The organism is Neobacillus sp. DZ-9 (assembly GCF_059587065.1).
This window is the reverse complement of the sequence record NZ_JCAIOL010000010.1, coordinates 37,470-62,517: the sequence shown is the minus strand read 5'-3', so window position 1 is coordinate 62,517 and position 25,048 is coordinate 37,470. Positions and strand designations below refer to the sequence as shown.

The 25,048-nt window shown below is 39.9% G+C and carries 30 protein-coding genes; 7 read left to right on the top strand and 23 right to left on the bottom strand.

The annotated features are described in order from the left end of the window. Nucleotides 1–43: 43 nt before the first annotated feature. The 7 genes from AC59HZ_RS23990 to ggt form a co-directional block, all read right to left on the bottom strand. The gene (locus AC59HZ_RS23990; RefSeq protein WP_496548275.1) at nt 44–898 is read right to left on the bottom strand and encodes a MurR/RpiR family transcriptional regulator; all 855 of its coding nucleotides are present in this window, start codon (nt 896–898) and stop codon (nt 44–46) included. Nucleotides 899–913: 15 nt separating this feature from the next. After that, nucleotides 914–1,813: an N-acetylmuramic acid 6-phosphate etherase gene (gene murQ, locus AC59HZ_RS23985; RefSeq protein WP_496548436.1), complete on the bottom strand. Its 900-nt coding sequence runs from the start codon at nt 1,811–1,813 to the stop codon at nt 914–916. 121 nt (nt 1,814–1,934) lie between these two features. Continuing rightward, nucleotides 1,935–2,786 carry a Cof-type HAD-IIB family hydrolase gene (locus AC59HZ_RS23980; RefSeq protein WP_496548274.1) on the bottom strand — a complete coding sequence of 284 codons (852 nt, stop codon included), beginning with the start codon at nt 2,784–2,786 and terminating at the stop codon, nt 1,935–1,937. 276 nt (nt 2,787–3,062) lie between these two features. Further along, nucleotides 3,063–3,959 carry an acetamidase/formamidase family protein gene (locus AC59HZ_RS23975; protein WP_496548273.1) on the bottom strand — a complete coding sequence of 299 codons (897 nt, stop codon included), beginning with the start codon at nt 3,957–3,959 and terminating at the stop codon, nt 3,063–3,065. A 23-nt stretch (nt 3,960–3,982) separates the two neighbouring features. After that, nucleotides 3,983–4,510 carry a chromate transporter gene (locus AC59HZ_RS23970; protein ID WP_496548435.1) on the bottom strand — a complete coding sequence of 176 codons (528 nt, stop codon included), beginning with the start codon at nt 4,508–4,510 and terminating at the stop codon, nt 3,983–3,985. Continuing rightward, complete coding sequence (locus AC59HZ_RS23965) at nt 4,510–5,085, bottom strand: chromate transporter (protein WP_496548272.1); 576 nt, start codon at nt 5,083–5,085, stop codon at nt 4,510–4,512. The genes AC59HZ_RS23970 and AC59HZ_RS23965 overlap by 1 nt, the downstream gene beginning before the upstream one ends. Before the next feature lie 24 nt (nt 5,086–5,109). Then, entirely contained in the window at nt 5,110–6,720 is a 1,611-nt protein-coding gene (gene ggt / locus AC59HZ_RS23960; RefSeq protein WP_496548271.1) for a gamma-glutamyltransferase, read from the bottom strand. A gap of 159 nt (nt 6,721–6,879) precedes the next feature. Between ggt and AC59HZ_RS23955 the strand changes: the two genes are divergently transcribed. Next, on the top strand, nt 6,880–7,329 hold the full coding sequence (locus AC59HZ_RS23955; RefSeq protein ID WP_430066897.1) for an Lrp/AsnC family transcriptional regulator: 450 nt from the start codon (nt 6,880–6,882) through the stop codon (nt 7,327–7,329). Nucleotides 7,330–7,447: 118 nt separating this feature from the next. On the opposite strand, the gene AC59HZ_RS23950 is transcribed toward AC59HZ_RS23955, so the two are convergent. From AC59HZ_RS23950 to AC59HZ_RS23905, 10 genes are all read right to left on the bottom strand, one after another. Beyond that, nucleotides 7,448–7,939: a VanZ family protein gene (locus AC59HZ_RS23950; RefSeq protein WP_496548434.1), complete on the bottom strand. Its 492-nt coding sequence runs from the start codon at nt 7,937–7,939 to the stop codon at nt 7,448–7,450. A gap of 140 nt (nt 7,940–8,079) precedes the next feature. After that, nucleotides 8,080–8,886, bottom strand: a complete 807-nt coding sequence (locus AC59HZ_RS23945) for a prohibitin family protein (protein WP_496548270.1) — start codon at nt 8,884–8,886, stop codon at nt 8,080–8,082. 128 nt (nt 8,887–9,014) lie between these two features. Further along, nucleotides 9,015–9,749 (bottom strand): ZIP family metal transporter, encoded by a 735-nt coding sequence (locus tag AC59HZ_RS23940; protein WP_496548269.1) that lies wholly within the window; start codon nt 9,747–9,749, stop codon nt 9,015–9,017. Nucleotides 9,750–10,023: 274 nt separating this feature from the next. Further along, nucleotides 10,024–10,683, bottom strand: a complete 660-nt coding sequence (gene prsW / locus AC59HZ_RS23935) for a glutamic-type intramembrane protease PrsW (RefSeq protein WP_496548268.1) — start codon at nt 10,681–10,683, stop codon at nt 10,024–10,026. Between the two features lie 208 nt (nt 10,684–10,891). Next, entirely contained in the window at nt 10,892–12,244 is a 1,353-nt protein-coding gene (locus AC59HZ_RS23930) for an Nramp family divalent metal transporter (RefSeq protein ID WP_496548267.1), read from the bottom strand. Nucleotides 12,245–12,583: 339 nt separating this feature from the next. Next, nucleotides 12,584–12,784, bottom strand: coding sequence for a hypothetical protein (locus tag AC59HZ_RS23925; RefSeq protein WP_496548266.1), 201 nt, complete (start codon nt 12,782–12,784; stop codon nt 12,584–12,586). A 46-nt stretch (nt 12,785–12,830) separates the two neighbouring features. Further along, nucleotides 12,831–13,907 (bottom strand): CopD family protein, encoded by a 1,077-nt coding sequence (locus AC59HZ_RS23920; RefSeq protein WP_496548265.1) that lies wholly within the window; start codon nt 13,905–13,907, stop codon nt 12,831–12,833. Between the two features lie 2 nt (nt 13,908–13,909). Beyond that, nucleotides 13,910–14,452 (bottom strand): copper resistance CopC family protein, encoded by a 543-nt coding sequence (locus AC59HZ_RS23915; RefSeq protein WP_496548264.1) that lies wholly within the window; start codon nt 14,450–14,452, stop codon nt 13,910–13,912. Between the two features lie 110 nt (nt 14,453–14,562). Beyond that, nucleotides 14,563–16,698, bottom strand: a complete 2,136-nt coding sequence (locus tag AC59HZ_RS23910; RefSeq protein WP_496548263.1) for a heavy metal translocating P-type ATPase — start codon at nt 16,696–16,698, stop codon at nt 14,563–14,565. Next, complete coding sequence (locus tag AC59HZ_RS23905) at nt 16,691–17,059, bottom strand: ArsR/SmtB family transcription factor (protein ID WP_496548262.1); 369 nt, start codon at nt 17,057–17,059, stop codon at nt 16,691–16,693. Before AC59HZ_RS23905 ends, AC59HZ_RS23910 begins: the two co-directional genes overlap by 8 nt. Nucleotides 17,060–17,243: 184 nt before the next feature. Here AC59HZ_RS23905 and AC59HZ_RS23900 point away from each other — a divergent pair, with 184 nt between their 5' ends. The 3 genes from AC59HZ_RS23900 to AC59HZ_RS23890 are packed head-to-tail and all read left to right on the top strand — an operon-like array spanning nt 17,244 to nt 19,611. Continuing rightward, entirely contained in the window at nt 17,244–18,245 is a 1,002-nt protein-coding gene (locus tag AC59HZ_RS23900; RefSeq protein ID WP_496548261.1) for a multicopper oxidase domain-containing protein, read from the top strand. Between the two features lie 15 nt (nt 18,246–18,260). Next, nucleotides 18,261–19,427, top strand: coding sequence for a ZIP family metal transporter (locus AC59HZ_RS23895; protein ID WP_496548433.1), 1,167 nt, complete (start codon nt 18,261–18,263; stop codon nt 19,425–19,427). A 16-nt stretch (nt 19,428–19,443) separates the two neighbouring features. Next, the gene (locus AC59HZ_RS23890) at nt 19,444–19,611 is read left to right on the top strand and encodes a twin-arginine translocase TatA/TatE family subunit (protein WP_223593965.1); all 168 of its coding nucleotides are present in this window, start codon (nt 19,444–19,446) and stop codon (nt 19,609–19,611) included. Between the two features lie 50 nt (nt 19,612–19,661). On the opposite strand, the gene AC59HZ_RS23885 is transcribed toward AC59HZ_RS23890, so the two are convergent. Both AC59HZ_RS23885 and AC59HZ_RS23880 read right to left on the bottom strand, forming a co-directional pair. Continuing rightward, complete coding sequence (locus AC59HZ_RS23885; RefSeq protein WP_496548260.1) at nt 19,662–19,829, bottom strand: hypothetical protein; 168 nt, start codon at nt 19,827–19,829, stop codon at nt 19,662–19,664. 41 nt (nt 19,830–19,870) lie between these two features. Beyond that, nucleotides 19,871–20,314 carry an ArsI/CadI family heavy metal resistance metalloenzyme gene (locus tag AC59HZ_RS23880; RefSeq protein ID WP_496548259.1) on the bottom strand — a complete coding sequence of 148 codons (444 nt, stop codon included), beginning with the start codon at nt 20,312–20,314 and terminating at the stop codon, nt 19,871–19,873. Nucleotides 20,315–20,535: 221 nt separating this feature from the next. Between AC59HZ_RS23880 and AC59HZ_RS23875 the strand changes: the two genes are divergently transcribed. Together AC59HZ_RS23875 and AC59HZ_RS23870 are read left to right on the top strand one after the other, a co-directional pair. Further along, nucleotides 20,536–20,856 (top strand): ArsR/SmtB family transcription factor, encoded by a 321-nt coding sequence (locus AC59HZ_RS23875; RefSeq protein ID WP_496548258.1) that lies wholly within the window; start codon nt 20,536–20,538, stop codon nt 20,854–20,856. A 105-nt stretch (nt 20,857–20,961) separates the two neighbouring features. After that, on the top strand, nt 20,962–21,108 hold the full coding sequence (locus tag AC59HZ_RS23870) for a hypothetical protein (protein WP_496548257.1): 147 nt from the start codon (nt 20,962–20,964) through the stop codon (nt 21,106–21,108). 391 nt (nt 21,109–21,499) lie between these two features. On the opposite strand, the gene arsC is transcribed toward AC59HZ_RS23870, so the two are convergent. The 4 genes from arsC to AC59HZ_RS23850 all read right to left on the bottom strand — a co-directional run bounded on the left by arsC (nt 21,500) and on the right by AC59HZ_RS23850 (nt 24,049). Beyond that, entirely contained in the window at nt 21,500–21,919 is a 420-nt protein-coding gene (gene arsC, locus AC59HZ_RS23865) for an arsenate reductase (thioredoxin) (RefSeq protein ID WP_496548256.1), read from the bottom strand. Nucleotides 21,920–21,932: 13 nt separating this feature from the next. Continuing rightward, the gene (locus AC59HZ_RS23860) at nt 21,933–22,574 is read right to left on the bottom strand and encodes an aquaporin (protein ID WP_496548255.1); all 642 of its coding nucleotides are present in this window, start codon (nt 22,572–22,574) and stop codon (nt 21,933–21,935) included. 20 nt (nt 22,575–22,594) lie between these two features. Beyond that, the gene (locus AC59HZ_RS23855; RefSeq protein ID WP_496548254.1) at nt 22,595–22,942 is read right to left on the bottom strand and encodes an ArsR/SmtB family transcription factor; all 348 of its coding nucleotides are present in this window, start codon (nt 22,940–22,942) and stop codon (nt 22,595–22,597) included. Between the two features lie 225 nt (nt 22,943–23,167). Then, complete coding sequence (locus tag AC59HZ_RS23850; RefSeq protein ID WP_496548253.1) at nt 23,168–24,049, bottom strand: DMT family transporter; 882 nt, start codon at nt 24,047–24,049, stop codon at nt 23,168–23,170. Nucleotides 24,050–24,161: 112 nt separating this feature from the next. Here AC59HZ_RS23850 and AC59HZ_RS23845 point away from each other — a divergent pair, with 112 nt between their 5' ends. Next, nucleotides 24,162–25,031 carry a LysR family transcriptional regulator gene (locus AC59HZ_RS23845; protein ID WP_496548252.1) on the top strand — a complete coding sequence of 290 codons (870 nt, stop codon included), beginning with the start codon at nt 24,162–24,164 and terminating at the stop codon, nt 25,029–25,031. Nucleotides 25,032–25,048: the final 17 nt, after the last annotated feature.

Sequence of the window (25,048 nt, the reverse complement as noted above, 5' to 3'; positions counted from 1 at the left end):
AAAAAAGTCGACCGAATGGACGTCACATCACCCCCCGAAAGGATTATTTACCTTCCTTAATAAATCGGATTGCTTCTCTTGTTTTATCAATCGAATGAATCGTGTCTTCATATTGAACCGTTGCCATCGATAAAAACAAAATATCCATGATGTATAACTGGGCAAGCCGTGATGACGTGGCGGCACTTCGAAATGGCGCCTCGCCCGAATAAGAGGTAAACAGCTTAATATCCGCCAGGGATGAGACCGATGATTGTCCGTATTTCGTTAAACTAATCGTTTTCACTCCGCGCTCTTTCGCCAGTGACATAATTTTAAACACTTCAGAGGTTTCGCCTGAATGGGAGATCCCAAACACGACATCCTCCTGACTGGCATTTGCAATCAAGGTAGCGACCAGATGTGTATCCGTGAAAGCGGTAGCATTTTTATGAACCCGAAGGAGCTTTTGCTGGGCGTCACCAGCGATAATGTTGGAGGCGCCAATGCCAAAAAAATGAACATTTTGCGCAGCCGACAAGGTGTGAACAGCACGTTCCAATTCATCATAATTGATCATCTCTTCGGAATCGCGAATGCTTTGGATGCTGTTTGAGGTCGTCTTCTGAACAATCGAGAAAAACGATTCCCCCGGCTCGATATCACGATAGCCTTGTTCGACCGGTTTCACTAAATCCCCGGCGATTCGTACCTTTAAATCCTGAAATCCATTTAGGCCAAGCGACTTGCAAAGCCTGATCACGGCTGCACCGCTTGTATGGGCCTGCACGCCAATGTCCTGGACGGTACTGTTTAAAATCGTTTGCGGATTTTCAAGAATAAACTCAGCAATTTTTCGCTCTGAAGCCGGAAGCTGCTCCATCATGTTTTGAATCATTTTTAAACCACCTGCTGCCACACCAAGGACCACCTTTTACATTTGGATTGCTTTTTTCACATAACCGTTTGCTTCTCTTAATAATTGTTCTGCTTCTTGTTTCGTTGTATTCGTCTTAATCATGACAATCGCCGTTTTCACCTGCAGATCGGCTTGTTCCAATGTTTCCGAAGCCGTTTCATAAGAAACTCCGGTAATTTTGCGGATGATGCCAATTGCGCGTTCCTTCAGCTTCTCGTTGCTCACATGAACATCCACCATCAAATTTTCATAAGCTTTTCCTAAAAGAATCATCGAGGAAGTGGAAATCATATTCAAAATCATTTTGTGGGCTGTCCCCGATTTCAGACGCGTCGAGCCGGTTAATACCTCCGGACCGACAATGACTTCAATGGCTTGATCGGCTTCTTTGCTAATCACCGCATTTTTATTGCAGGAAAGTGCGACGGTTTTCGCGCCAAGGCTTCGTGCATAGCGTAGCGCTCCAATCACGTAAGGCGTCCGGCCGCTGGCTGCGATGCCGATGACGGTATCGTTCTTTGTCAGCCCCAACTCTTTCAGGTCACGCTCGCCGAGCTCCGGCTGATCCTCAGCCCCTTCTACTGCTTTTAAAAACGCGCCTTCTCCACCTGCGATTAGACCTTGCACCATTTCAGGATCCGTGCTGAAGGTCGGCGGACATTCGACGGCATCCAATACGCCTAAACGGCCGCTCGTGCCTGCGCCCATATAGATGAGGCGGCCGCCTTTTTTAAAGGAAGCCACTACAAATTGAACCGCTGCCTCCACTTCTGGCAACACTTCCTTGACCGCTAAAGCGACCAATTGATCCTGCTCATTCATAATTCGTAATATCTCAAAAGGATTAGCTGTATCGATCTGCATCGATTGTTCATTTCGCGATTCTGTCGTTAATAATTCGAGATTTTCGTTCATTGCTGCGTCTCCTCCTGTTAGTTTGTCTAAGATGTAAGCGATTACCTGTACCCTTATTATATTCCCTCTGAAACGAAATTTCAATATTTTTATAAAAATATTGAAATGTTATTTTAAAATCTTATTCTAATAAATAGCGTCGGATCGCCTGGGCAACCCCTGCTTCATTATTTCCCCCGGTTACCTGATCCGCCAATTGTTTTACTTTTTCCGGCGCATTTCCCATGGCAATTCCAAGGCCGGCTGTTTTGAGCATGAGCGAATCGTTATAATTGTCACCGATCGCCGCGGTTTGCGAGATGGGAATCCCGAGTTTTTCGGTGAGCTTAACCAAGGCAGATGCCTTTGTCACTCCGCTCGGGGTAATTTCTAAATTAAGAAAATCGAAACTGCTGCTGATTTCCATGTCGACGATTCGTTTGGAAAAATCATGGAGCTTGCTTTGATCATCAAAGACGGCAATTTTTGTAATGCTTGGTGTTTGTTCCTTCATGTATTGGTAGATATTATCAATCACTTTCACTTGGCACTGCTGCCGGAATTGGTCGCAGTTTTGTCGGCTGCCACCCGATTTTTCAAGAGTTGGAATGTTATTTTCAATCCATCTTTCATTCCATTTATTCAATTGCGGGACAAGAAGAGTATCCCCTTCGTAAAAATGAGCATAAATGCCATCGTCCTCACAAAGTTCCCAAAAGTTGATAAGAGATTCTATCGAAAAAACGGATTGCGCGCTGATTTCTCCGTTTTCATCGATGCGGATCGCCCCATTATACGCAATGATCGGCTCACCCTTAAGGCCGATGGTACTGGCAATCCATTTGGTTGAAAGCGGCGAGCGGCCGCTGCAAATCACGACCCTGCCGCCTCTTTGGCGATACTCCTGAATCGCTTCGATGGTTTCTATAGCAATCTCCTTTTGATCGTTTAATAATGTCCCATCTAAGTCCGCTGCCAATAGTGGATACTTCATTTTTTATTTCCCCTTTGTAATGTCATTTTGGTATTATTATATTTTTTGTGGAATTTTATTTCAAAATAAAGTTTGGATGGAGGGGCTGCGTGACTCCGAGAAGTGATTGGACATTTTTTGGGGTGCTTTGGACAATTTTTGCGGCTCTTTGGACAATTTTACATACACATTGGACATTTTATGCGGTTCTTTGGACATTTATTTAGATGATTCGGACATTTTAACAGTAACTGGAAAAAGAAAAATCAAAAAAAACCGAAGGAATACCCCCTCGGTTTAAAAAATCCCAGACCCATACTTTCCCAAAACCCACTTCGGAAAAAGAAACCTTGCTGTTACCAGCGGGTCCACCACCTGGCAGATTTGCGTCTGGCCAATGGCACTGCACAACATATTGATTTGATTGAAAGAAAGATCAATCCGATCCTCTAAAAAAGCAACCATGTCTTCCACTGAACGCTTAACCGCCAGGTCCAGCGTCTCCTCAGAAGCAATCGTACTAATAAATTCTTTCGATTCCAAGATCGGATTTTCAATACTAAATCCTTTAATGACCTTTAATGTGGCGGTTACCTTCGCGGCAATTTCAATTCCCGTCACGCCAATTTCCCCGTCCCCCATGGCGGCATGTAAATCACCCAATGCAAACAGTGCACCATCTGCATGAACCGGAAAATAAAGGGTCGCACCCGTGGTAATCATTTTATTATCCATATTGCCGCCATGAGACCCCGGTGTCCCACAGGAAACTGCTCCATCCTTCGGCGCCACACCGATTACCCCAATCATCGGGTTTAATGGGATTTCAATTAAATCATTAAAAATCGCCTTGCCATCACGAATCGGGATGAGCTTCGCTTCAAACTCTTCAAAACGGTCACCAAGTACCCCCATACCAGGACTAACCGCCATCACACCTTGGTCCGCAAGCTCTATCTCATCAATCGTAACAGCAAGAATATCTCCAGCCTCAGCGCCATTCACATAAATAGGGCCGGTCGCCGGATTGACCTTATCCCAATCCATCGCATGATAAGAAATATCCTCTGAAACAATCTGGTTCTCAAAACAATCACAGGTTTCGATGACAACCTGTGTGCCGGAATCCACCTGTAAAACCGGTTTGTTTTCCTGACTAAACGCGTAAATCAAATTGGACCGACATACTAACATAGTTACCCTCCTTCTACATCCTTTTATAAAAAGATCGCCCCATAAGCTAACGAGCCCACAATTACATAGGCCGGGTGCACCTTAAATTTTTCCAAAAGCAAAAAGCTTGCTGCAATTAAGAAGACCGTTTGGAGCACACCAGAATTATGGTAGGAGGTGAAGAAAAAATTAAACGTCATCACACCCAACAAAACTGCAATCGTCGGGCGGATATAGGTCGTCATCCGCTTCACCCTCGGCGAATCCTTATACTTATATAAAATACCTAACAGAACAATCATTAAGATCAGTGAAGGAGCAACGGTCGCAAACACCCCGACCACCGAACCGACGACTCCTCCGACTTCATAGCCGATATAACCGGCCATTTTCGTCGCAATTGGACCTGGCAGTGCATTTCCGAGTGCCAACACCTCACTAAACTCTTGAACGGTCATCCAGCCGTAATGGCCGACAACTTCATTTTCGACAAGCGGAATCGAAGAAGGACCTCCGCCATAACCCACTATTCCGGGTATGAAAAAGGCAAGGAAAATATGCCAATATAACATCATCCCACCCCCCTTTCCACATTTTTTTCCGCAGTCTTAGGGGCCTTATCCCGCTTAACAAGGGCAAAAATTAAGATCGCTGCAATTAAGATCCCTGGATGGATCCCCAAAACCTGTAATACTAGCAAACTGCCAATGACAACTAAACCGGCTTTTATTTTTCCAAGTGTTTGATACGATTTCTTGAAAAAATCCCAGGTTAACGTGGCCATCATCACACCTACAACCGGAACAACGGCTCTCGTCATCCCTGTTACCCATGGCAGGTCCTTCACAGAGGACAACGAGGTCAGCAAAATGATCATGAGTAAAATCGTAGGGAGAATGGAGGACAGAATGGCATTGACCATTCCCAAGTACCCTCCAACCCGGTAACCGATATAGCCCGCCATTTTCGTGTTAATCGGACCTGGGAGAGTATTTCCTAAGGCTAATACGTCTGCAAATTCATCATCATTCATCCACTTAAACCGCTCGACTACCTCTTTATGAACGAGCGGGATCGATGAGGGTCCTCCCCCGTAGCCTAAGATTCCAGATCGAAAAAATGCAATACTGATATCAAGCTGTTTCATTATTATTCATCACCTTTTTTCAATTTACCAAGCTGCAATCGTACCGTCCGTTCTCGATTCTGTTCCACCTGAAAGCACACCTGTACTTGGGTCGCGCCAAATGATCTGTCCTCTTCCGAATGGACCGCCATCTAAAGCAATCTCGATGTCATGCCCTTTTCTTGCCAGCGCCTGTGCAATATGGGCAGGGAAGGTATGTTCAACAAGAATTTTCTTGCCCTCCATCCATTGCCATCTTGGCGAATCCAAGGCCGCCTGCGGATTTAAATGGAAGTCGATTGTGTTCATGATGACTTGAGCATGACCCTGCGGCTGCATATATCCACCCATGACACCGAATGGTCCAACCGCTTCATTATCCTTTGTTAAAAAGCCTGGAATAATCGTATGGTACGTCCGCTTACCCGGCTCAAGGCGGTTTTCATGCGAAGGATCCAACGAGAAATCTGCGCCGCGATTTTGCAGCGCAATGCCTGTTCCCGGTACCACGATTCCTGATCCAAAGCCCATATAGTTGCTTTGGATAAACGAAACCATATTCCCTTCGCCATCAGCCGTCGCTAAATAAACGGTACCGCCTTTTGGAGGAGTTCCTGGTTCAGGGGTCAGCGCTGAATCCCCAATCAGGCTTCTTCTCGCTGCAGCAAATTCTTCCGATAATAATTGCTCGGACGTTACTGACATTTTTACCGGGTCTGTCACATATTTTTGGGCATCGGCAAAGGCTAATTTCATAGCTTCAATTTGTTTATGATAGGTCTCGACGGATTCTTTTTCAACAAATTCATAGCCTTTTAGGATGTTTAGCGCCATGAGGGCAACAATTCCTTGGCCGTTTGGCGGAATCTCCCAGACATCATAGCCCCTGTAATTCACTTTAATCGGCTGTACCCACTGAGGCTTGTAAGTCGCTAAATCTTCTATGGACAAGAAGCCGCCGTGCTGCTTGGAAAATTGGTCAATTTTGTCGGCTAAATCGCCGCGGTAAAAGCTTTCTGCTTTCGTTTCCGCAATTTCGCGCAGTGTTTTCGCGTGGCTTTCCGATTTCCAAATCTCCCCGATTTGCGGGGCCTTGCCTTCTGGAGCAAAGGTTTCGAACCAGCCCTTATACTCATCACCTGTATATAAATCTTTTAATCTATTAAAAGCTGCGTTCCAATACTGCCCTAACACGGGGGAAAGCGGGTAACCTTTTTCGGCATATTCGATGGCGGGCTGGAGGACCTCTGTTAATGGCAGCTTCCCAAATCGTCTGGATAGTTCTGCCCATGCAGCCGGTGCACCCGGAACCGTTACAGGCACAAGGCCAAACGTTGGCATTTTTTCATGTCCCATTTCCTTTACGGCTTCAATCGAAATGCTTTTTGGCGCCGGGCCGCTGGAGTTCAAGCCGTAAAGCTCGCCATTTGTCCAGACTAACGCAAACGCATCGCCGCCAATCCCATTGGAGGTCGGTTCCACCACCGTTAAGCAGGCAGCCGTGGCAATCGCCGCATCAATGGCATTTCCGCCCTTTTTTAAAATATCAAGCCCAGCTTGGGCGGCTAATGGCTGCGAAGTGGCGACCATCCCATTCCTTGCAATGGTGGTCATTCGTTGGGATGGGTAGGGATAATTTAAGTAATCAAAATGCATGATGTTTCTCCTTTCATTCATATCGTATGTTAAATGGAGTATTTAATTTCCTTTTGTAAACAATTTTATCTTATTTGCCTTACAAACGAAATATGTATTTTTACAAATAAATACTTTTGTTTTATAATTTTAAGTAAACAAGGGAAATGTGGTGGGCTGATGATAATTGATGAAGTCGATCGAAAAATACTTCAGTTGCTAAGTGAAAATGGCAGAATGTCATACGTTGATATAGGCAAAGAATTGAACTTATCCCGGGTCTCCATCCGTGAACGGGTTTATCAATTAATTGAAAATGGCGTGATTGAAAAATTTACGGTCGTCATTAATTCGGACAAAGTGGGAAAAGGCGTTTCTGCTTTCTTCGAGGTGGATTGCGAGCCGGCCTCCCTGGTCAGAGTGGCGGAAACCTTAGCCAATAATCCCGTGGTGGCAAGCTGCTACCAGATGACGGGGCCAAGTACTTTACATATGCACGTTCTGGTGGAAGACTTTGTACGGCTCGAGAACTTTATTAATGAGGAATTATATAGCTTAGAAGGCATCACTCGAGTAGAAAGCCATATTTTATTACGCAGATTTAAAAGCAGGACGGGGTTGAAATTATAAACTTTTCCCGTTCGGGAAGGTTTGTCTATTTTTTGCGTGGGTTTGTCTATTATTGATGGCACTTCTAAAAAAAACGTCTAAAACAAAAAAACCAAGGTTCCCCCTTGGTTTCTTTCAGCTATTTATTGTTAGCCTTCCGACCGCGAAACTGATTAATAACATAATAGATTGCGATGCCCAAAAGAGCTCCCGAACTATCGATGAAAACATCTTTTACCTGCGGCCCCCTGCCAGGAACAAAGATTTGGTGTATTTCATCGGACGAGGCGTAGAGGACGCATATCCCTTGAGCTAGGAGCATCATCAATCCGCTTAATTTTCCGCCTCTTCTAAGAGCATGCACCGTCAAAACAGCGAGCACCAAGTAAGCAAAGAAATGCGCATTTTTTCTCACCACGTGATTGACCGTTTCCATGTTCAAATCTGCTCCCGACTTCACTTTGTTCACCGTTTCGATCACTTTCTCGGTCACTCCCATACTAAGAGAGTTAGATTCAGTAGCAGGTTTAGCGGACATATTAAATATAAGAAACATCCAAAGGAACACCAATACCCATGGTAATAAGGCTTTGATCCTCTGATTAACAGATACCGTCTTTTCCGTTCTCATTTGCAAGTTAATTACCCCTAAACAATTAAGATAAAACCTATTCTATCATTTTTTAAAAAAATGTCCTATTAACTGCGCACAATTGCCAGTCAATCCCAAAACCCAAAAAAGAGAAGTGCAAAGAACACTTCTCCATACAACTACTTTTTCGCGCCGGCCCCGCCCAAATCTATAAACGGAGTAGCCCCTCCGGTTACGCTTGGCAAATGCCCATCCCATTTTTCCAATGCTTTCTCCTGCACCTCGATTTGTTTCAATTCGATTAACTCAGGTGTGACTTCCTGCTTCTTCAGCTTTAACGATTCCGCCTCCGCACCAGCCTGTGTGATTTGCTGCTGGGCTTCGATTTTGATTCTTTCTAAATCTCTTTGGGCCTTTAATGCATTTTGTTCAGCGGTTTGTTTTTGTTCAATCGCTTTATTGAATTCCTCGCTAAAAGCAAATTCTTTAATGTTGATATCTTCAAGTTTCATATAATACTTGGTTAACTTTTTGGCCAGCATATCCTTCACCTGCGCCGAAACCTCCGGCCGTTTCGAAATCAACTCTTCTGCTGTATATTGTGCCGTGATCGCCTTAAGAGATTCGGCAATGGCAGGGTCGACAATGCGGGAGCGATAATCGAGCCCAATCTCTTGATACAGCTTATTAACGGCCTCCGGATCCACTGAAAAGTTAACTGCGACCTTTGTCGTCACCATTTGCAGATCCTTAGAAGCAGCCGACTGCGAGCTTTCCTCCTTTTGAACCCGGACCTCGACCTCCTGAACAGATTGAAGAAACGGAACCTTAAAGTGAAGCCCTTCTGTTAAAATCGTTGGCTTAACCTCACCCATTTGCAACAGAACTCCTCTATTCCCAGCAGCAACCGTAGCAATCGAAGCAGCAATAAGACCCAAGACAACGACCACGATAATACCAGTAACCACATATCGTGTGTACTTCATGCTTACTCCCCCTCTACAAACGGATCATGCAAAAAGAGTTACATTTAGATAAATTTATGAAAATAGCACCAAATTTATACAATATTTTGCTGTTTTCAGAACCGTTCGTTTTGAACCATCTTATAGTCTTATTGATGAGTAGGAAGAAGTTGCAAGAAAAAATGGATACTCGCTATTCCCAAAACCACCGCTAAAGCGACTTTTGCTTTCGGAAGGTATTTTGATTTTTTCCAAAGAAGTTCATAAAAAGTGACATAACCAATCGTTCCAATTGTCATTCCCATCATGATGGTGGTCCACTTTATGGAGTCTACTCTCATATTCATTCCCATAAATATGTTGACGCCGATTACCATGGAGAGCGTAAAACAAAAGGTTACAAACCATTTATTTTTCTTTTTTATAAGTGGCATTGATGCCATAATCACCATACCTTCTGGGATATTATGAAGAAAAAAGGCAATCAATAAACCATAGTTGATCATTTGACCTGGTTGTAAGCTCATGCCAAAAGATATTCCTGTTGGAATACTATGAATCAGCAAAGCAACTAATAAAAGAAAAATGGTATCTGTGTGCCTTGTTTGAAAGGTATTCTTATGTAAGAGAATCTCTATCATAAACATAATAAAGATACCAATTGAAATTCCTGTGAAAATTCCAATGATCTGAAAACTCCTAAAAACATCTGGAAGTAATTCCAATCCAAATAAACCGAGCAGCAATCCTCCGCAAAAGATCTGTAAATACAAGGAGTTTCTTTTTAATAAAAGGGACATGACTTGGATTGAACTTCCCCCAAAAAACATGCCACTGAAAATAAGCAAAGTGACAAAAGAGCTTAACTTTATTTCTTCAATCATTCAAGTCCCCCCTTTTAACCATCATATGCGAACAACTTTATGCTTAGACGATTCTAAAGTTTTTTGGCTTAATAAAGAGGTTTCATGCAAACAAATAATAAAAAAGATTCGGCTCAGTGCCGAATCTTTAAAATAAGGGGTTTGGTTTGAAAGGCTTGCAAATTGTCCTAGTTTGCAAAAATTATATTACACATAAAATATGAATATCTTATGAACAGAGTTTTACAAGATAATAAACGTTTAATAAGTGTACACCTCACTTATATTAACCTTTTTATGCTTTAAAATGATTTTTACTTAAAAAGGCTGCCCTTCGAACTTTTTCCATTCCTATCAACCATAAAAAAATCATAAATGGAATCATTGTAAATACCCATGAATCTTCTTTTAACATTAAATAATTAAAAGCACCATGTAACGCTGAAGGAACGATTAATGATAAGACGGTCGAATATAACTTCTTTCCTTTGGTAAATTTTAATTTACTCATATAAAAACCCATAATGACCCCAAACAATGCATGGCTAGATACAGGAAACAATGCTCTGTTAAAAGCAACATCAAGCCCGTTTGTTATCAAATATACAATATTTTCAGCAGTTGCGAACCCTAAAGCAACGGACGCGCCATAAACGATTCCATCAAAAGGCTCATCAAATTCGGCATTCCGATACGCAATAAAAAATAACACCAACCATTTAGAAATTTCCTCCAACATGCCAGAAGAAAATAAGAAATGAACAATATCAGTTCTGATAAGATTTTCTGATTCAAATATATATTCAACAAATGATATTGGAAAGATTAGAATAGCACCAAAAATAAATGTGCGAATTACCAACGATAATGGTTCAGGTTCATACTTATCTTTTAAATAAAAATAAATTAATAATGCTAAACCTGGAGCAACCCCAGCTAGTATAATTGCTAACATTTCTTACTCCTTCCTATAACAAAATAATTTAATATATCATACTAATTATATATTATTTTTTATCATAAACTAAAACTTACAATTTTCAAAAATGAACTGGCGGCTATGTTTTAGGGGTCCATTAAGTATTCCTCTTCCAAATTCCATAATTAAATACAAAAAGGTATAGTATTAACCTATACCTTTCTAATATTTATTTAGCACTTCATTACCCGAAAAATGTTCGGAATAATAAATATACATTTAAGATGATGATGACTGTTGCAACAATCCATGCCAAAACTTTAAGCCATAGCGGATTGACAAACTCACCCATCTTCTTTTTATCGCTGGTAAATTTAATTAAAGGTACTACAGCAAACGAAAGTTGTAGAGACAATATTACTTGACTCAAAATCAGAAGTTGAGCTGTTCCACTTTCACCATACAGTGCTGTAACAACAACAGCAGGGACAATAGCAATTAGACGTGTTATCAGCCTTCTAAGCCAGGCAGGTAATCGAATATTTAAAAAGCCTTCCATGACGATTTGGCCAGCCAATGTACCTGTTAACGTTGAGTTTTGGCCAGAGGCAAGTAACGCTACCCCAAATAAGATGCTTCCTATTGTAGTTCCTAAAATAGGAGTCAGTAATCGATAAGCGTCATTAATTTCTGCAACATCTGTCATGCCCGCCTGGTGAAACGTGGCGGAGGAAACAATTAAGATAGCCGCGTTGATAAATAAAGCGAAGAACAGGGCAATAGTTGAATCCCACGTTGCATATTTTATGGCTTGGCGTTTCCCCGAACTAGTTTGAGAATACTTTCTTGTTTGCACAATGGACGAATGAAGGTACAAGTTGTGCGGCATAACAGTTGCCCCTAAAATACCAATCGCAATATAAAGCATAGTTGGGTCACTGATAATCTCTGTGCTTGGGACAAACCCTTTTAAAATTCCACCTACATCAGGCTTTGAAAGAAAAATATCGATTGCAAAACAAGCACCTATAGTAATAATTAATACAATCACCAATGATTCAATATAACGGAAGCCCTTGTTTTGTAGAAGTAGAACCACTAGTACATCCAGGGCAGTAATGACTACACCATAAATCAACGGTATTCCAAACAATAGATTTAGTGCAATGGCCGACCCAATCACTTCTGCTAAGTCACAAGCTGCTATTGCCAACTCACATAATATCCACAAGCCCATAGCAACTGGTTTGTTGTAGTGATCCCGGCACGCTTGAGCTAAATCCCTTCCCGTAACAATACCCAACTTCCCCGCCAATGCTTGAAGGAGAATTGCCATCAAATTTGACAGCAAGATAACCGATAGCAACGTGTACCCAAATAACGATCCACCCGCAATGTCCGTGGCCCAGTTACCTGGGTCCATATAGCCAACTGCAACTAAATATCCTGGCCCTGCAAAAGCAAGGAATTTTTTAAACCAGGATCCCGTCTTTGGAATAGGAAGACTTCTATAAACTTCTGGTAAAGTAGGCTGCGTTCTTCTGTTTTTCCAACCTTCCTCAGTCGCTATTGGCATTTTTTTCACATCTTCACTCATGATTCTCCCCTCCATTATTGGTACACGTTAAATATTTTGCATTAAGGAAACTTTTTGGGTAAAAAAAATCGCTCATACATTTTTGGAGTTTTATTATATGTTAGAGCCATCAAAATGTTAATAATAAAATTTGCATTTCTCAAATTATTTTAGATAAGGGAAACAGGTAGAATAATTTTTCTCCTGATAAATCCGAATGGTTATTAAGCAATTCTGTACCTATTTTAAAGCCAAACCTATTTAAGTTGCAAATATGCGGTTTTTGTCTCGTTTTTATATGAGAAACGGGTAGCTAAAGTGCTACGCTTTTTTAATTCATAAATTTGGATTTTACAGCATTTATTTATTCATTTTTGCATCCACACGTTCAACATCATGCTTAGACATGAAAAAGGTAGACACGCCTGATAGGAGTGCCCCTCCGACAGCTATAAGTATACGCAATTGAAGCGGTACGGCTGAATGATACTTTCCCAGCATCCATATCGCCAAAACAGCTACAAGGATCATAGTAGGTATTACGATCTTGAATCGGTTCATGCTGACACTTCCTTTATTCGTTCTTTTCAACGTAAATATAACCTGTTCAAATGGACAGGGACATGATCAAACCAAAATACAAAGCAACAATAAAACCCACACCAAATAATACTCCCAATATAGGCTTATACCTTTTAAAACTAATGATAATCAATAACAAAAATAGGATAGATATAATGATTAGCAATCCCGATTGGAATGACGGTACTAAATGCAGCTGTAATGTTGAAAGGATATTCTTCCCCAATAACCATTCTACCCATTTAGATGCCCCCTCCGACTTCACAGTGAATTCCACTTCATGTGGTGGCGATAACGTCCCCATCACTGCTGTAAAATAGAAAACTATTAATAATATAATGCTCTCTGCTATTATCCAGGGTTTAGGATTGAAAGAAGGAAGTTTTAATGCTTTTCTTGAAAGTACACCATTTATAAAAGCAAAAACCAACACAGGGATGATACTAATATGCTTTAAAAGGAGCATTTGTCCATATGGCAACACCCAAGACTTTACATAGTCTTTAGGGTCAACAACAAATAACATTAGGTAGATTCCACTAATAATAATGATGACAATGCAGAAAACGGCAAAGGGAGTAAACCACCGTAAAAATTTAGACCAATTGGGTTCCTCTTTGGAGAACCAAGCAACATGAATCAATATGCCTGTCCATAATGTAATGATTAAAAAATGCGTGCTATGTGATAGCAAACCGGGCCAAAATGAAAGAGAGGCTACATGACTGGAATATCCAACAGCTACTATCATCAATAATAGAAATATGGATTGTACGTATTTGGAGCCTTTTAGAAAAATGGCTAGATATAAGAATGTGGCCATAAACCCTATAAAAATCCAAGCTCTGCCAACTTGAAAGTCAAATAAGACGGATTTTATCGCTATTGCAAGGCCGACTCCACCTTGGAAATAAGCAACCGTCTGAACGATCGGTCCTAAAGAGAAAATAATAATTCCAAGTGTTGAAAGAAGTAAAACAGGGATTGGAATATTTACTTTAGGTTTATTTGCTTCAGGCACAAATTGTAAAGCAACATGTCCGACAAGAATAGCATACAATAAATAATTTCCGAATTCTCCAATAGGAATGAAATAACTCATAATTAGCGCTTCTTTCTAAATAACAGGAACAACCCGATGACTAAAATGGCGGCAATGACCACCGTTATGATGGTTTTAAAATTAATGGATGAAGCAGTTGTTTCCTTACTGGTTTGCTCTTGTTGTGTATTATCTTTTTTAGTTTCTTCTTTTTTTGTCGTTACTGGAGTTTGGGTTTCCGTTTGTTCTTGTTTTACTTCCTTCTGGACAGTAAAAGGAATTTCCCCTTTTAAGGGATGCCCGTCTTCACCAGCAATACTCCATTGAACCGTATAGGCGCCATTTTCTAAGGGTGATGATAAGGTTCCTATTAGTTGATTTTCTTTTGGGGTCACACTAACTAGGGGTATTTCCTGGCCATCTTTTACTAAATTCATTGTACTTAAAGATTCAATCTTACCTTCATATGTAATGACAATTTCTTTAAGGTCTTCTTTAACAACTTGTCCTGAAGCAGGATTGGAAGAAGTTATTTCTGTATGTGCACTGGCAATCGTAGGAATCATGACCAGCATTCCAATTAAAATGAATAGTATTTTTTTCAATTCAAATTTCCTTTCTTTTTACAACAATTTTTCTATACATCCCATTCAACATAACCTCTTTACATGGGTCCCTTCCCATTAAAAGGCTCCCCATAATGGGAAGCCTCATGTTATTTATCTTTAACTTGAAGAAGCCGCAACCCATTAAGTGTAACGATCAGTGTTGCTCCCATGTCTGCAAAAATCGCTATCCATAAAGTTAGCCACCCTGGAATCACTAATAATAAGGCTAACAGTTTGATTCCAAGTGAGAAAGTGATATTTTGTTTGATGATAAATAAGGCTTTTCTACTTAACTTAACCGTAAAAGGCAGTTTGCCTAAATCATCAGCCATCAAAGCAATATCAGCTGTTTCGAGAGCCGTATCCGTTCCAGCTCCTCCCATGGCAATACCGACAGTTGATGCTGCTAAAGCCGGAGCATCATTCACACCATCTCCCACCATGGCCACACGTTCGTATTTATTTCTTAATTCTTTAATAAAGGTAAGTTTATCTTGAGGTAAAAGGTCTGCCTGAATATCAGAAACCCCTACCTGATGGCCAATTGCATCAGCAGTCCCTTTATTATCGCCAGTTAACATGATTGTTTTATTAATACCTAACGAGTGAAGTTTCTGGATAACCGATTTGCTGTTTTCTCTCACTTCGTCCGCAACTGCAATCAGAGCTAAAATTTCTGATTCAGAACCAGCTGCCATAACAGTTTTGCCCTTGTTTTGCAGGTCAGAAATGGTCGTTTTAAGATTTGAAGGTACTCCGTTAGATAAAATTTCATCGAACAAATTAGGACTGCCCACATAATAGACTTTATCGTTGACTCTACCTTTGATCCCTTTACCTGTAATGGAAGAGAAGTCTTCAATAGCAAGGTCCTGATAAGGTAAATTTTCTTGTTCAGCCTTTTTCATGATTGCTGAAGCCAGTGGATGCTGCGAACCATTTTCTAAAGCAGCAATAATGGTTAGCAGTTTATTTGCATTTGTATTACTTTGAGGAAGATAATCCGTGACAACTGGAATTCCTTCCGTTAAGGTCCCTGTCTTATCAAAGGCGATCGCTTTAATCGCCCCCATTTCCTCTAAATGGATTCCTCCTTTGATCAGAACCCCATTTCGTGCCGCATTACCAATCGCAGTTACAATCGATACTGGAGTAGAAATGACCAGTGCACATGGACAGCCGACCACTAATGCAGCTAGCCCCTGATAAACCCATTTACTCCAATCCCCATCAAATAATAATGGTGGGATTACGGCAACTAATAAAGAAACCAACATTATGACAGGTGTATAATACTTAGCAAACCGATCCACAAATGCTTGAGATGGAGCTCTTTCTGCTTGAGCTTCTTCTACAAGATGAATGATTTTTGCAATCGTTGTATCGTCTACATGTTTGGTAACTTTAACTTCAAGAAGCCCTTCTTCGTTAAGAGTCCCAGCGAATACTTCATCATCAATTGTTTTAGAAACAGGGACAGATTCCCCTGTAATGGCAGCTTGATTGACAGACGATAGTCCTTTTACAACCGTTCCATCCATGGCGATTTTCTGCCCAGGTTTTACGATTAAAATATCGCCGATTCGGATATCATCCACTTCAACGTTAAACTCTTGATTACCCCGACGAATTAAAGCTTCCTTTGGAGCAATATCCATTAAGGAACGAATGGATTGTCTAGCTTTATCCATCGAGTAAGACTCTAGAACCTCACTGATGGCGAACAGGATGACAACCGTTGCTCCTTCCCCCCACTCCCCGATAATAGCCGCTCCGATGACAGCAATGGTCATGAGGGTCCTCATATCAAAATCTAAACGGAATAAGTTTTTCAATCCAGTTGTAAAAAGGCGATAACCACCAACTAAAATGGCAGCACCATAAGCTAAAATCGAGTATATATTTTCTTCCCCATACATTTGTGCAGAAAACCAGCCAATGAGCAAGAAAACCAATGAGACAATAACATTTGAATGTTTTTTCAAGAAAGGCTCTTTTTTCTCTTCAAATCGTTGCTTTTCAGGAATGACTTTTATATTTTCAAAAGCGCCTGCTTTTTCTATTTCCTGAATTGTTGTTTCACCATAAACCGTAAGTTTAGCAGCTCCGAAGTTAACATTTGCATTAACAACACCATCCAGGTGTTGTACGTTCTTTTCGAACTTTTTCGCACAGCCTGCTCAGGTGAATCCCTGTACACGGAAAACCGTTTTTTCTATTGATTTTTCAAATGCCTCACTCAAGAGGTTTCAGCTCCTTTTGATGCTCAAAAGCAATTTGAATCAATTGTTTTACATGGTCATCATCTAAAGAATAGAAAACCAATTTGCCTTCTTTTCGATATTTTGCTAATCCTAAATTTCGAAGAAGTCGTAAATGATGAGATGCTGTTGCAGTAGTACTCCCTACGATGTTAGCTACATCACATACACACAATTCATCTTCCTCCGTTAAAGCATAAGCTATCTTAATCCTAGTGTCGTCGGACAACGCTTTAAATATTTGTGCAACAGACGAAGTATCTTGTTGTGAAATTGATTCTCTTACTCTTTTTACTTTATCTCCATCCACGCAGGTTACTTCACATACATCATCGTGCTTCAAGATTGCACCTCCATAATCAAACGCCTATTTGATTATTAGTATATGAACTTTCGTTAAAATGGTCAAACAATTATTTGAATGTTTTTTCAAATCCGTATTGACAGATAGAATGTCCGTATCATAAAGTATTGACTAAGATAAATAAAGTTGCATTAAGGAAACTTTTTAGGAGGAGGTAAAAAGCATGTCAGACAAAAAAATTTCTCGGCGAGATATGTTAAAAATCGGTACTACTGGGGCAATAGGAATAGCTGGGAGTTTTTATTTAAACAAAGTTGCACCTTTATCCAATGTAGTACATGCAGAAGATTACACATCAAGTCACAATAATCACTCAAACATGTATGACTCTTCCAAACCAGAAGGATATAAGATGGCTGAACGTCTCTTAACTGAATTTGATTATGGAAAAGTTACAAAACGATTAGACGGTCGTACTGTGCGTGAATATGAAATTGTCGCAGTTGATAAGGAAATAGAAATCGCAAAGGGAATAAAGTTTCCAGGCTGGACCTATAATGGGACGATTCCAGGACCCACCTTTCGTTGTACCGAAGGAGACCTCTTACGATTTCATTTTATGAACAGTGGGAGTCATCCGCACTCTATACATTTTCATGGTATCCACCCGCCAGAAATGGATGGGATAGAACCAATCGCTCCAGGTCAATCCTTTACGTATGAATTTGAAGCAAAGCCATATGGATTACAAATTTATCATTGCCATGTTCTTCCTTTACGCCGGCATATTCATAAAGGGTTATACGGTAATTTTATCATTGATCCAAAAACACCAAGGGAGCCAGCACTGGAATTAAATATGGTCATGAATGCATTTGATTTGGATTTAGATGGTGCAAATGAATTTTATACGGTGAATGGATATGCGTTTGCCTTTATGAATCATCCAATTAAGGTCAAAAAGGATGAGCTTGTCCGTATCTATTTAAGTAATTTAACCGAATTTGACTTATTAAACTCCTTCCATTTACATGCAAACTATTTTACCTATCTACCAACAGGCAGGAATGACAACCCTTCACAGTTTACTGATACCATTATGCAATGCCAGGGTGAACGCGGGATTATCGAAGCTCGTTTTCCATACAAGGGAAAATATATGTTTCACGCTCATGTAAGCGAATTTGCTGAGCTTGGCTGGATGGGATTCTTCGAGGTTGAATAGGAAGGAGTGTAAATGATGAATTCAAAATGGCTGATTACAGGTCTCATACCACTTGTTCTTCTAATCCTTGTTTTGGGATGGGTATTTAAAAATGGGGCTGGTGTAGAACGAGATCCTGCTGCTCCGATTGAAGTGCTCAATGTTGAAAAAATTAAAATCGTGCCTTCTGGATTTGAGCTTGATGTAAGTAATACTGGACCAAAAGCACTAACAATCTCCCAAGTAATTGTGGATGATTCGGTATGGAATTTTTCGATAACACCAAGTCAAACACTTAAACGGTTTCAAGATGGAAAGGTAACCATAAATTATCCGTGGGTTGAAGGTGACCCACATACTATATTATTAATATCTGAAAATGGAATCATCACAGAAGCGGCTATCGATGCGGCTACCTTAACACCTGAATTCTCATGGGATAATGTGTTGAATTATGGATTTATCGGTTTTTATGTAGGGATTGTTCCTATTACTTTAGGGTTACTATGGTATCCGTTTATGAAACGATTGAAAAAAAGATGGATTAATGCCATTCTTGCTCTCACAGTAGGTCTCTTATTATTCTTATTTTTTGGCACCCTATTTGATGGCTTTGAAATAGGAGCTGAAGCCCCATCAGTCTTCCAAGGCAACATGGTCGTGATCGTATGTACGGTTCTATCTTTTTTATTACTAGTTGGATTTGATCAATATCAACACCATAGACAAAAACGAACTGGGTATACACCGTTAGGCATAGCCTTATTAATGGCCACAGGGATTGGTCTCCATAATTTTGGTGAAGGATTGGCCATTGGGTCATCATTTGCACTCGGTGAAGTTGCATTGGGAACCTTTTTGGTAATTGGTTTTACTCTTCATAATATTACGGAGGGGATTGGGATTGCTGCCCCACTATTGAAAACTAAGCCAAAGATGAGCCAATTTATTCTTTTAGGCACTATCGCAGGTGCACCAGCAATAGTGGGAACATGGTTCGGAGGTTTTATTTTTTCACCAATTTGGGGTGCAGTATTTTTAGGAATCGGTGCAGGTGCCATTTTACAGGTTATTTTCGTAATCTCCAAAATGTTGATAGACGATCACAAAAAGAATAATGAACCTTACGTGTCATGGATGAATTTTACTGGATTTACAGCAGGAATCTTAATCATGTATTTTACGGCTTTTTTCGTAAAATAAACAGGGGGAATTCAATATGGGGAATATAGGAATCAGTGGTGCTATATTAATTTTTGTGATTGTATTAATTGTTTTTGGACCGAAAAAACTCCCAGAGCTCGGTCGTGCGGTTGGATCTACCCTTAAGGAATTTAAAAAGTCAACAAAAGGGATAATGGATGAAGATTACGATAAAGAAAAATAAATATTTTTGAGGTGGTTCGTAGATTTACACGGCGAACCACCTATATATATTTAATCTTCTTCCTGTTTACTTACCAAATTTCCGGAACTAGGGCATGTGTCGTTGTCTTTTAAAACACTCATACCATGAGGGTATTCATCATTAATAATTACGTTAGAGTTACTTTGTGTAGCACCCATTTCATTCATTGCCATGGGATATTTATTTTGTTTATCCAAAAAGTATCACCTCCATTTTTATTATTTCTTTTTTGAGTTAATTAACAACAGGAGGAATTTTTAATTTCTACCTTTGATGATGGTGTTGTTGCGCAGCATGTCTTTTCAGAAACCATGGTCTCTACATCACCCTTTGTATAAAAAAACTCCCATTCATTCCCATCAGGATCCGTTACCCAAAATTTATCTTGTGTCGCATAGCAGCAATTAACATCCATCTCTTCACGAGCAAAGAACCCTAATTTCTCTAAACGGTCTTTATGCTGGAGAACTTCTTCATGATTTTCCACTTGAAAGCCAAAATGTCCGACTTGGTTGCCTGAAACGGCATCTTTTAAGTTTAAAGTGAAATTAAGGCCAGGATTATCAAGCAAAAATTTAGCATAGTCTGGCTTTACTTTAACGGGCTCCGCATTAAATACTTTTGAATAAAAATCAATCGACTCATTTAAACTAGTGACATTAATCCCTACATGCATTTTCATTCTAACCAGCTCCTTCATATTCAATATTAACTTAATCAAATAAAATTGATTTAAAATGAATAAATCAACTTTTTTTGATTTTACAACCTAAGTATATTAGCAATTTTTTCTAATTGCAACTACTAAATCAAAAAAAATTGATTAAATAAATTGACACAAGAAAATATTGGTTATAATATAAATGTATCAAGATTATTTGATTTATGAAGTTGGTGAAAAATATGAACGAAGAAATCCCATTACAGGACGTCTCATTAGAAAAAGTATTTGAAAAATACGAGCTAAAATTTAAAGCAATAGCGGATAAAAAGAGACTCCAGATTATGAACATATTAACGCAAAAAGGTGCCGTGTGTGTATGTGATCTTGCTCCGATGATGGATATGGCCCAATCCAAGCTTTCTTACCATTTAAAGATTTTATTGGATGCCAACATTATCACAAAAGAAACACGAGGAACGTGGAGTTATTACGAACTGAATCAAGAAGAACTCAATCATTTGTTATCCCATGAACTTTGTTGCCTCTTCAAGCCGTCCTGAGGCAAACTTTTTCATCGTATTTATCAATTTTTTTTGATTAATATATCAATATAATTTGATTAATAGGAGGAATTTATGATGTTTAATGAGTATTCAGTGTTTCAGATGATGAAATTTCGCCAAGAAGAAATCGAGAGGAAAGCGATCGAAGCTTGGAAATCTTATGATCAGGCCGAGGATGAAGAATTATTGGTGTACACAAGACCAATCCCATCCGTGAACCCGGGCTGCCAGTGTCCGTGTGCACAGTAATATTATTTTTCCCGGCCACGGAAAAACGAAACCCTTCTGTGGCCGTAGTTTATTTAGTAAGCTTTTACTAACAACATCTTCCAGTATCACCAATCATTGATATCCCTTTTCCATCCCCGCTGCGATCAAGAATAAGGTCTTCTACATTTGGTTCTATGATGGGGTCAATAGCAACCTTTACCCCATTAATAGTAACAATGATATCATCTGCTCCTGGCTCATCCAGAGCCAGTCCAATTCGTGGCTGTCCTCAGCCAAAGCCATCAAAAAAGATACGAATGTTATTAACATTCTCTTCTTTGAACATTTGTAAAAACATATTACGAGCTTCATCTGTAATTTTCATGTCCAATTCCTCCTATCTTAATAATTTCCTCTCCTTCTCCTCTATTTACTCTCCAGTTTCTGCAAAACGCTTTATACGATCTCCGACTTCGTCACGGACCCGTTGGAAGAATGCCCATTTTTCTTCGTCTGTTCCTTCAGCTTTAGCAGGGTCATCAAATCCCCAATGTACACGTTTTACGTGAGGTGGAGTTACAGGGCAATGGTCTGCTGCATGACCGCATAATGTAACCACTAAATCTGCGTTATTTAGAATTTCAGGATCGATTACATCAGATGTTTGATTTGAAATATCAATACCAGACTCCTTCATCGCCTTAACTGCCTTTGGATTTAATCCATGTGCCTCAAGACCAGCACTTTTCACATCCCACTCATCACCTAAATAGTTTTTAGCCCAACCTTCTGCCATTTGGCTTCGGCATGAATTACCAGTACAAAGAAAATAAATTGTTTTTTTAGACATGATGTATGCTCCTTTATTTTTCGTGTAGTATTTTATAGATAACTGCCGCACAACTGGCTCCTAATATTGTCGCGACTATATACACCCATAAATGTTGAGTTGTTCCTGATACAAGTGCTGGTCCAATGGATCTTGCGGGGTTCATAGAAGCACCACAGATGGGCCCTGCGAACATAGCTTCTAAGCCGACTGTTGCACCTATAGCAATTCCTGCGAAGGATTTTACTGCTTTACCATGGACAGCAGAACCGAATATAACCATCATCAAGAAAAATGTAAGGATAAATTCCAAAATAAACGATTGACCCCATGAACCACTTGGCAAGGTGGTACCAAGGGCTGCAACGTTTCCAAATAAGCACAGCAAAGTTGCACTAGCTGTAATCCCAGCAATGACTTGAATAAGAATATAATAAAGTGCTTCCTTCTTATTAATATCCCCATGAATTAAAAATCCAATGGTAACCGCTGGATTAAAGTGAGCGCCTGAGAGGTGGCCAAACGTGAAAATTAAAGCCATCACCACAAGCCCAAATGTAAGAGCTACGCCAACATGAGTTAAACTTTTCGTAATCGAATCAATGACTACTGCACCCGTTCCAGCAAAAACAAGAAAATAGGTTCCTAAAAATTCACTGATTAGCTTTTTTTTCATTATGTCTTATCCCCTTGGTGTTAACACCCACAACGAAGTGTAGGATTGCTTTTCTCAATCTGTTTGATTTTCTCTGTTTGAACTGGTACATGCTCTAATATATCTTCAATAAGTCCATATAGATCGCTTTGTGAATTCAAAGAATAGTAAATCCACTGACCTCTTCGCTCCTCTTTAACCAACCCTAAATCCTTCAGTTTTCGAAGATGCTGGCTGATAGACGGCTGACTCATATCAAACACTTCAAGAAATTCACACACACAGCATTCCCTTTGTTTTAATATGGCCACCATGGTTAAGCGTGTTTTATCGCCTAATAGCTTTAAAACGTTAGCAGCATTATCCACATCAACTTTTGATTTCAACATAAACACCTCCAAACATATAAGTAAATAATAATTTACTTATATAAAACATTTATTATTTTCTTTTTTATCCAAGACCATTCATGGATTTTTGCTTGCATATTAACATATAACTATTTGCTTATATATTAAATCGACTTTCAGATGTTTTCAATCACTTTAATTGTTAAGTTATTGTAAATAAAAAAAGATTGAGAACCGTAGCTTTCAATCTTTTTTTGGATACTATCATATTTTCATTTCTTTAATTAAAAGTTGTTTTTTAGATATAGAGTTTGCTATTAAAACACCAGCTAAAATGAGCAACGCACCAACATACCCTTGCTTCCCCATATTTTCATGGAGGAAGAGGAAGGCAAATACGGCTGAAAAAATCGGTTCGAGGGAAAAGAGAAAACCAGTGCTTTCAGGTGTTGTGTACTGCTGGGCAATGGTCTGCATGACAAAGCCATAGGCAGAAGAGATGAGTGCCAGACCAAGCAGAGCCAACCAATGAATCGCTTCATGCGGTAAAACAGGTGTTTCAAACATAAAAGTCCCGATGATGGCATAAAAGCATGTAAATCCAAGCTGATAAATCCCCAGCTGTAAAGCATCAACCCCTCGTGCAAAGAGGTTTGTGACCACGATGTGGAACGCATAAAGGAGCGCGGCAGCCAAGCAATATAGCGAGCCATCAGCAAAAGTGAAATCATTTCGAATAGTGAGTAGTCCTAAGCCAAGCGAAACAACCAGAACTCCTAATATAATTTTATTACTAGGTCTTTTTCGCGTAATAAAGGCTTGTAAAATCGGCACTAAAATCACGGTTGTGCTCGTCAAAAAACCTGCAGAAGAAGCGGTTGTATTTTTCATCCCATACAAAAGCGCCAGGAAAATACCGAATAGCAGCGCGCCGACAATCGCACTGTATCTCAATGTTTTAGCATCAATACGAATCATTTTTTTGAAAAAGATCGCCATCATCACAATAAAGGCAATTCCAAATCGTAAAGCAATAATGGTTAAGGGAGATACCGTATCCACACAGAGTTTCATAAAAATATAAGAGGTTCCCCACCCCATCGAAACAGTAGCTAATATCAGGTTTGCCTGTTTTTGTGTCATCATTGTCGCCCCAAACTTTCAAGATTGGCTCTATCGTATCACCCTCATTTACATTAGTAAAACGAATATTTATAATGAAACTATTAGAAATACTAATGCAAAGGGTCTGGTGGGCATGAATTCGTATTATGCTTTTATCAAAGCAATTGAAACAGGCAGTTTTACCAAGGCTGCGGAAGAACTGGGCTATACGCAATCCGCCATTAGCCAAATGGTCCATTCCTTAGAGGAGGAACTTTCTACTACTCTTATTCTCCGCTCTCGGACAGGTATTACCCTGACACCGGATGGCGAAGAATTTTTGCCTTTTATTAAAAATATTTGTAATTCACATAGGGAACTGCAGGAAAAGCATAAAGAGATGGAAGGGCTGCATAGCGGACTTATTCGCATTGGCACCTTTTCTAGTGTGTCCTGTCATTGGCTGCCCGGTTTGATCAAAGATTTTAAGAAACAATACCCGGCAGTACAGTTCGAATTGCATCAAGGGGATTATACGGATATCTTCCATTGGATTAAAGATGGGAGCGTGGACTTTGGCTTTGTGAATCCAAAAGCGGTATCAAATCTGACGACCATTCCCTTGCAAGAAGATGAGATGCTCGCCGTATTGCCAACAGAACATCCTTTAGCTGCTCACCACAAAGTCTCATTGAAGGAATTAACGAATGACCCTTATATCCTTTTAGATGAGGGGGAAATTAGTGAACCCTTAACAATATTTAACCAACATAACTTTCAACCAAATATTCAATACCGTGTATATGATGATTATTCGATTATGTCGATGATCGAACAGGGACTTGGCATTTCCATTTTACCAAAGCTTGTTTTAAGCAGGTGTCCCTATAAGATTGTCGCAAAATCCATCTCTCCATCTGTTGTTCGGACCATTAGTCTGGCATACAAAGACAAAAGAGTTTTGCCGATCGCCAGCAGGTATTTTATCGATTTTATCATGGAGAGGTATAGTAAAACCATATGAAAAGCGTTCCTGCTTTT

Coding starts and splice junctions, on each gene's coding strand:
- AC59HZ_RS23945 (WP_496548270.1), bottom strand. CDS start 8,886: ATGAAGTACACACGATATGTGGTTACTGGTATTATCGTGGTCGTTGTC.
- AC59HZ_RS23875 (WP_496548258.1), top strand. CDS start 20,536: ATGAACGAAGAAATCCCATTACAGGACGTCTCATTAGAAAAAGTATTT.
- prsW (WP_496548268.1), bottom strand. CDS start 10,683: ATGTTAGCAATTATACTAGCTGGGGTTGCTCCAGGTTTAGCATTATTA.
- AC59HZ_RS23870 (WP_496548257.1), top strand. CDS start 20,962: ATGATGAAATTTCGCCAAGAAGAAATCGAGAGGAAAGCGATCGAAGCT.
- AC59HZ_RS23965 (WP_496548272.1), bottom strand. CDS start 5,085: ATGAAACAGCTTGATATCAGTATTGCATTTTTTCGATCTGGAATCTTA.
- AC59HZ_RS23850 (WP_496548253.1), bottom strand. CDS start 24,049: ATGATGACACAAAAACAGGCAAACCTGATATTAGCTACTGTTTCGATG.
- AC59HZ_RS23930 (WP_496548267.1), bottom strand. CDS start 12,244: ATGAGTGAAGATGTGAAAAAAATGCCAATAGCGACTGAGGAAGGTTGG.
- AC59HZ_RS23890 (WP_223593965.1), top strand. CDS start 19,444: ATGGGGAATATAGGAATCAGTGGTGCTATATTAATTTTTGTGATTGTA.
- AC59HZ_RS23925 (WP_496548266.1), bottom strand. CDS start 12,784: ATGAACCGATTCAAGATCGTAATACCTACTATGATCCTTGTAGCTGTT.
- AC59HZ_RS23970 (WP_496548435.1), bottom strand. CDS start 4,510: ATGTTATATTGGCATATTTTCCTTGCCTTTTTCATACCCGGAATAGTG.
- AC59HZ_RS23950 (WP_496548434.1), bottom strand. CDS start 7,939: ATGAGAACGGAAAAGACGGTATCTGTTAATCAGAGGATCAAAGCCTTA.
- AC59HZ_RS23855 (WP_496548254.1), bottom strand. CDS start 22,942: ATGTTGAAATCAAAAGTTGATGTGGATAATGCTGCTAACGTTTTAAAG.
- AC59HZ_RS23920 (WP_496548265.1), bottom strand. CDS start 13,907: ATGAGTTATTTCATTCCTATTGGAGAATTCGGAAATTATTTATTGTAT.
- arsC (WP_496548256.1), bottom strand. CDS start 21,919: ATGTCTAAAAAAACAATTTATTTTCTTTGTACTGGTAATTCATGCCGA.
- AC59HZ_RS23980 (WP_496548274.1), bottom strand. CDS start 2,786: ATGAAGTATCCACTATTGGCAGCGGACTTAGATGGGACATTATTAAAC.
- AC59HZ_RS23975 (WP_496548273.1), bottom strand. CDS start 3,959: ATGTTAGTATGTCGGTCCAATTTGATTTACGCGTTTAGTCAGGAAAAC.
- AC59HZ_RS23895 (WP_496548433.1), top strand. CDS start 18,261: ATGAATTCAAAATGGCTGATTACAGGTCTCATACCACTTGTTCTTCTA.
- murQ (WP_496548436.1), bottom strand. CDS start 1,813: ATGAACGAAAATCTCGAATTATTAACGACAGAATCGCGAAATGAACAA.
- AC59HZ_RS23900 (WP_496548261.1), top strand. CDS start 17,244: ATGTCAGACAAAAAAATTTCTCGGCGAGATATGTTAAAAATCGGTACT.
- AC59HZ_RS23880 (WP_496548259.1), bottom strand. CDS start 20,314: ATGAAAATGCATGTAGGGATTAATGTCACTAGTTTAAATGAGTCGATT.
- AC59HZ_RS23940 (WP_496548269.1), bottom strand. CDS start 9,749: ATGATTGAAGAAATAAAGTTAAGCTCTTTTGTCACTTTGCTTATTTTC.
- ggt (WP_496548271.1), bottom strand. CDS start 6,720: ATGCATTTTGATTACTTAAATTATCCCTACCCATCCCAACGAATGACC.
- AC59HZ_RS23955 (WP_430066897.1), top strand. CDS start 6,880: ATGATAATTGATGAAGTCGATCGAAAAATACTTCAGTTGCTAAGTGAA.
- AC59HZ_RS23860 (WP_496548255.1), bottom strand. CDS start 22,574: ATGAAAAAAAAGCTAATCAGTGAATTTTTAGGAACCTATTTTCTTGTT.
- AC59HZ_RS23845 (WP_496548252.1), top strand. CDS start 24,162: ATGAATTCGTATTATGCTTTTATCAAAGCAATTGAAACAGGCAGTTTT.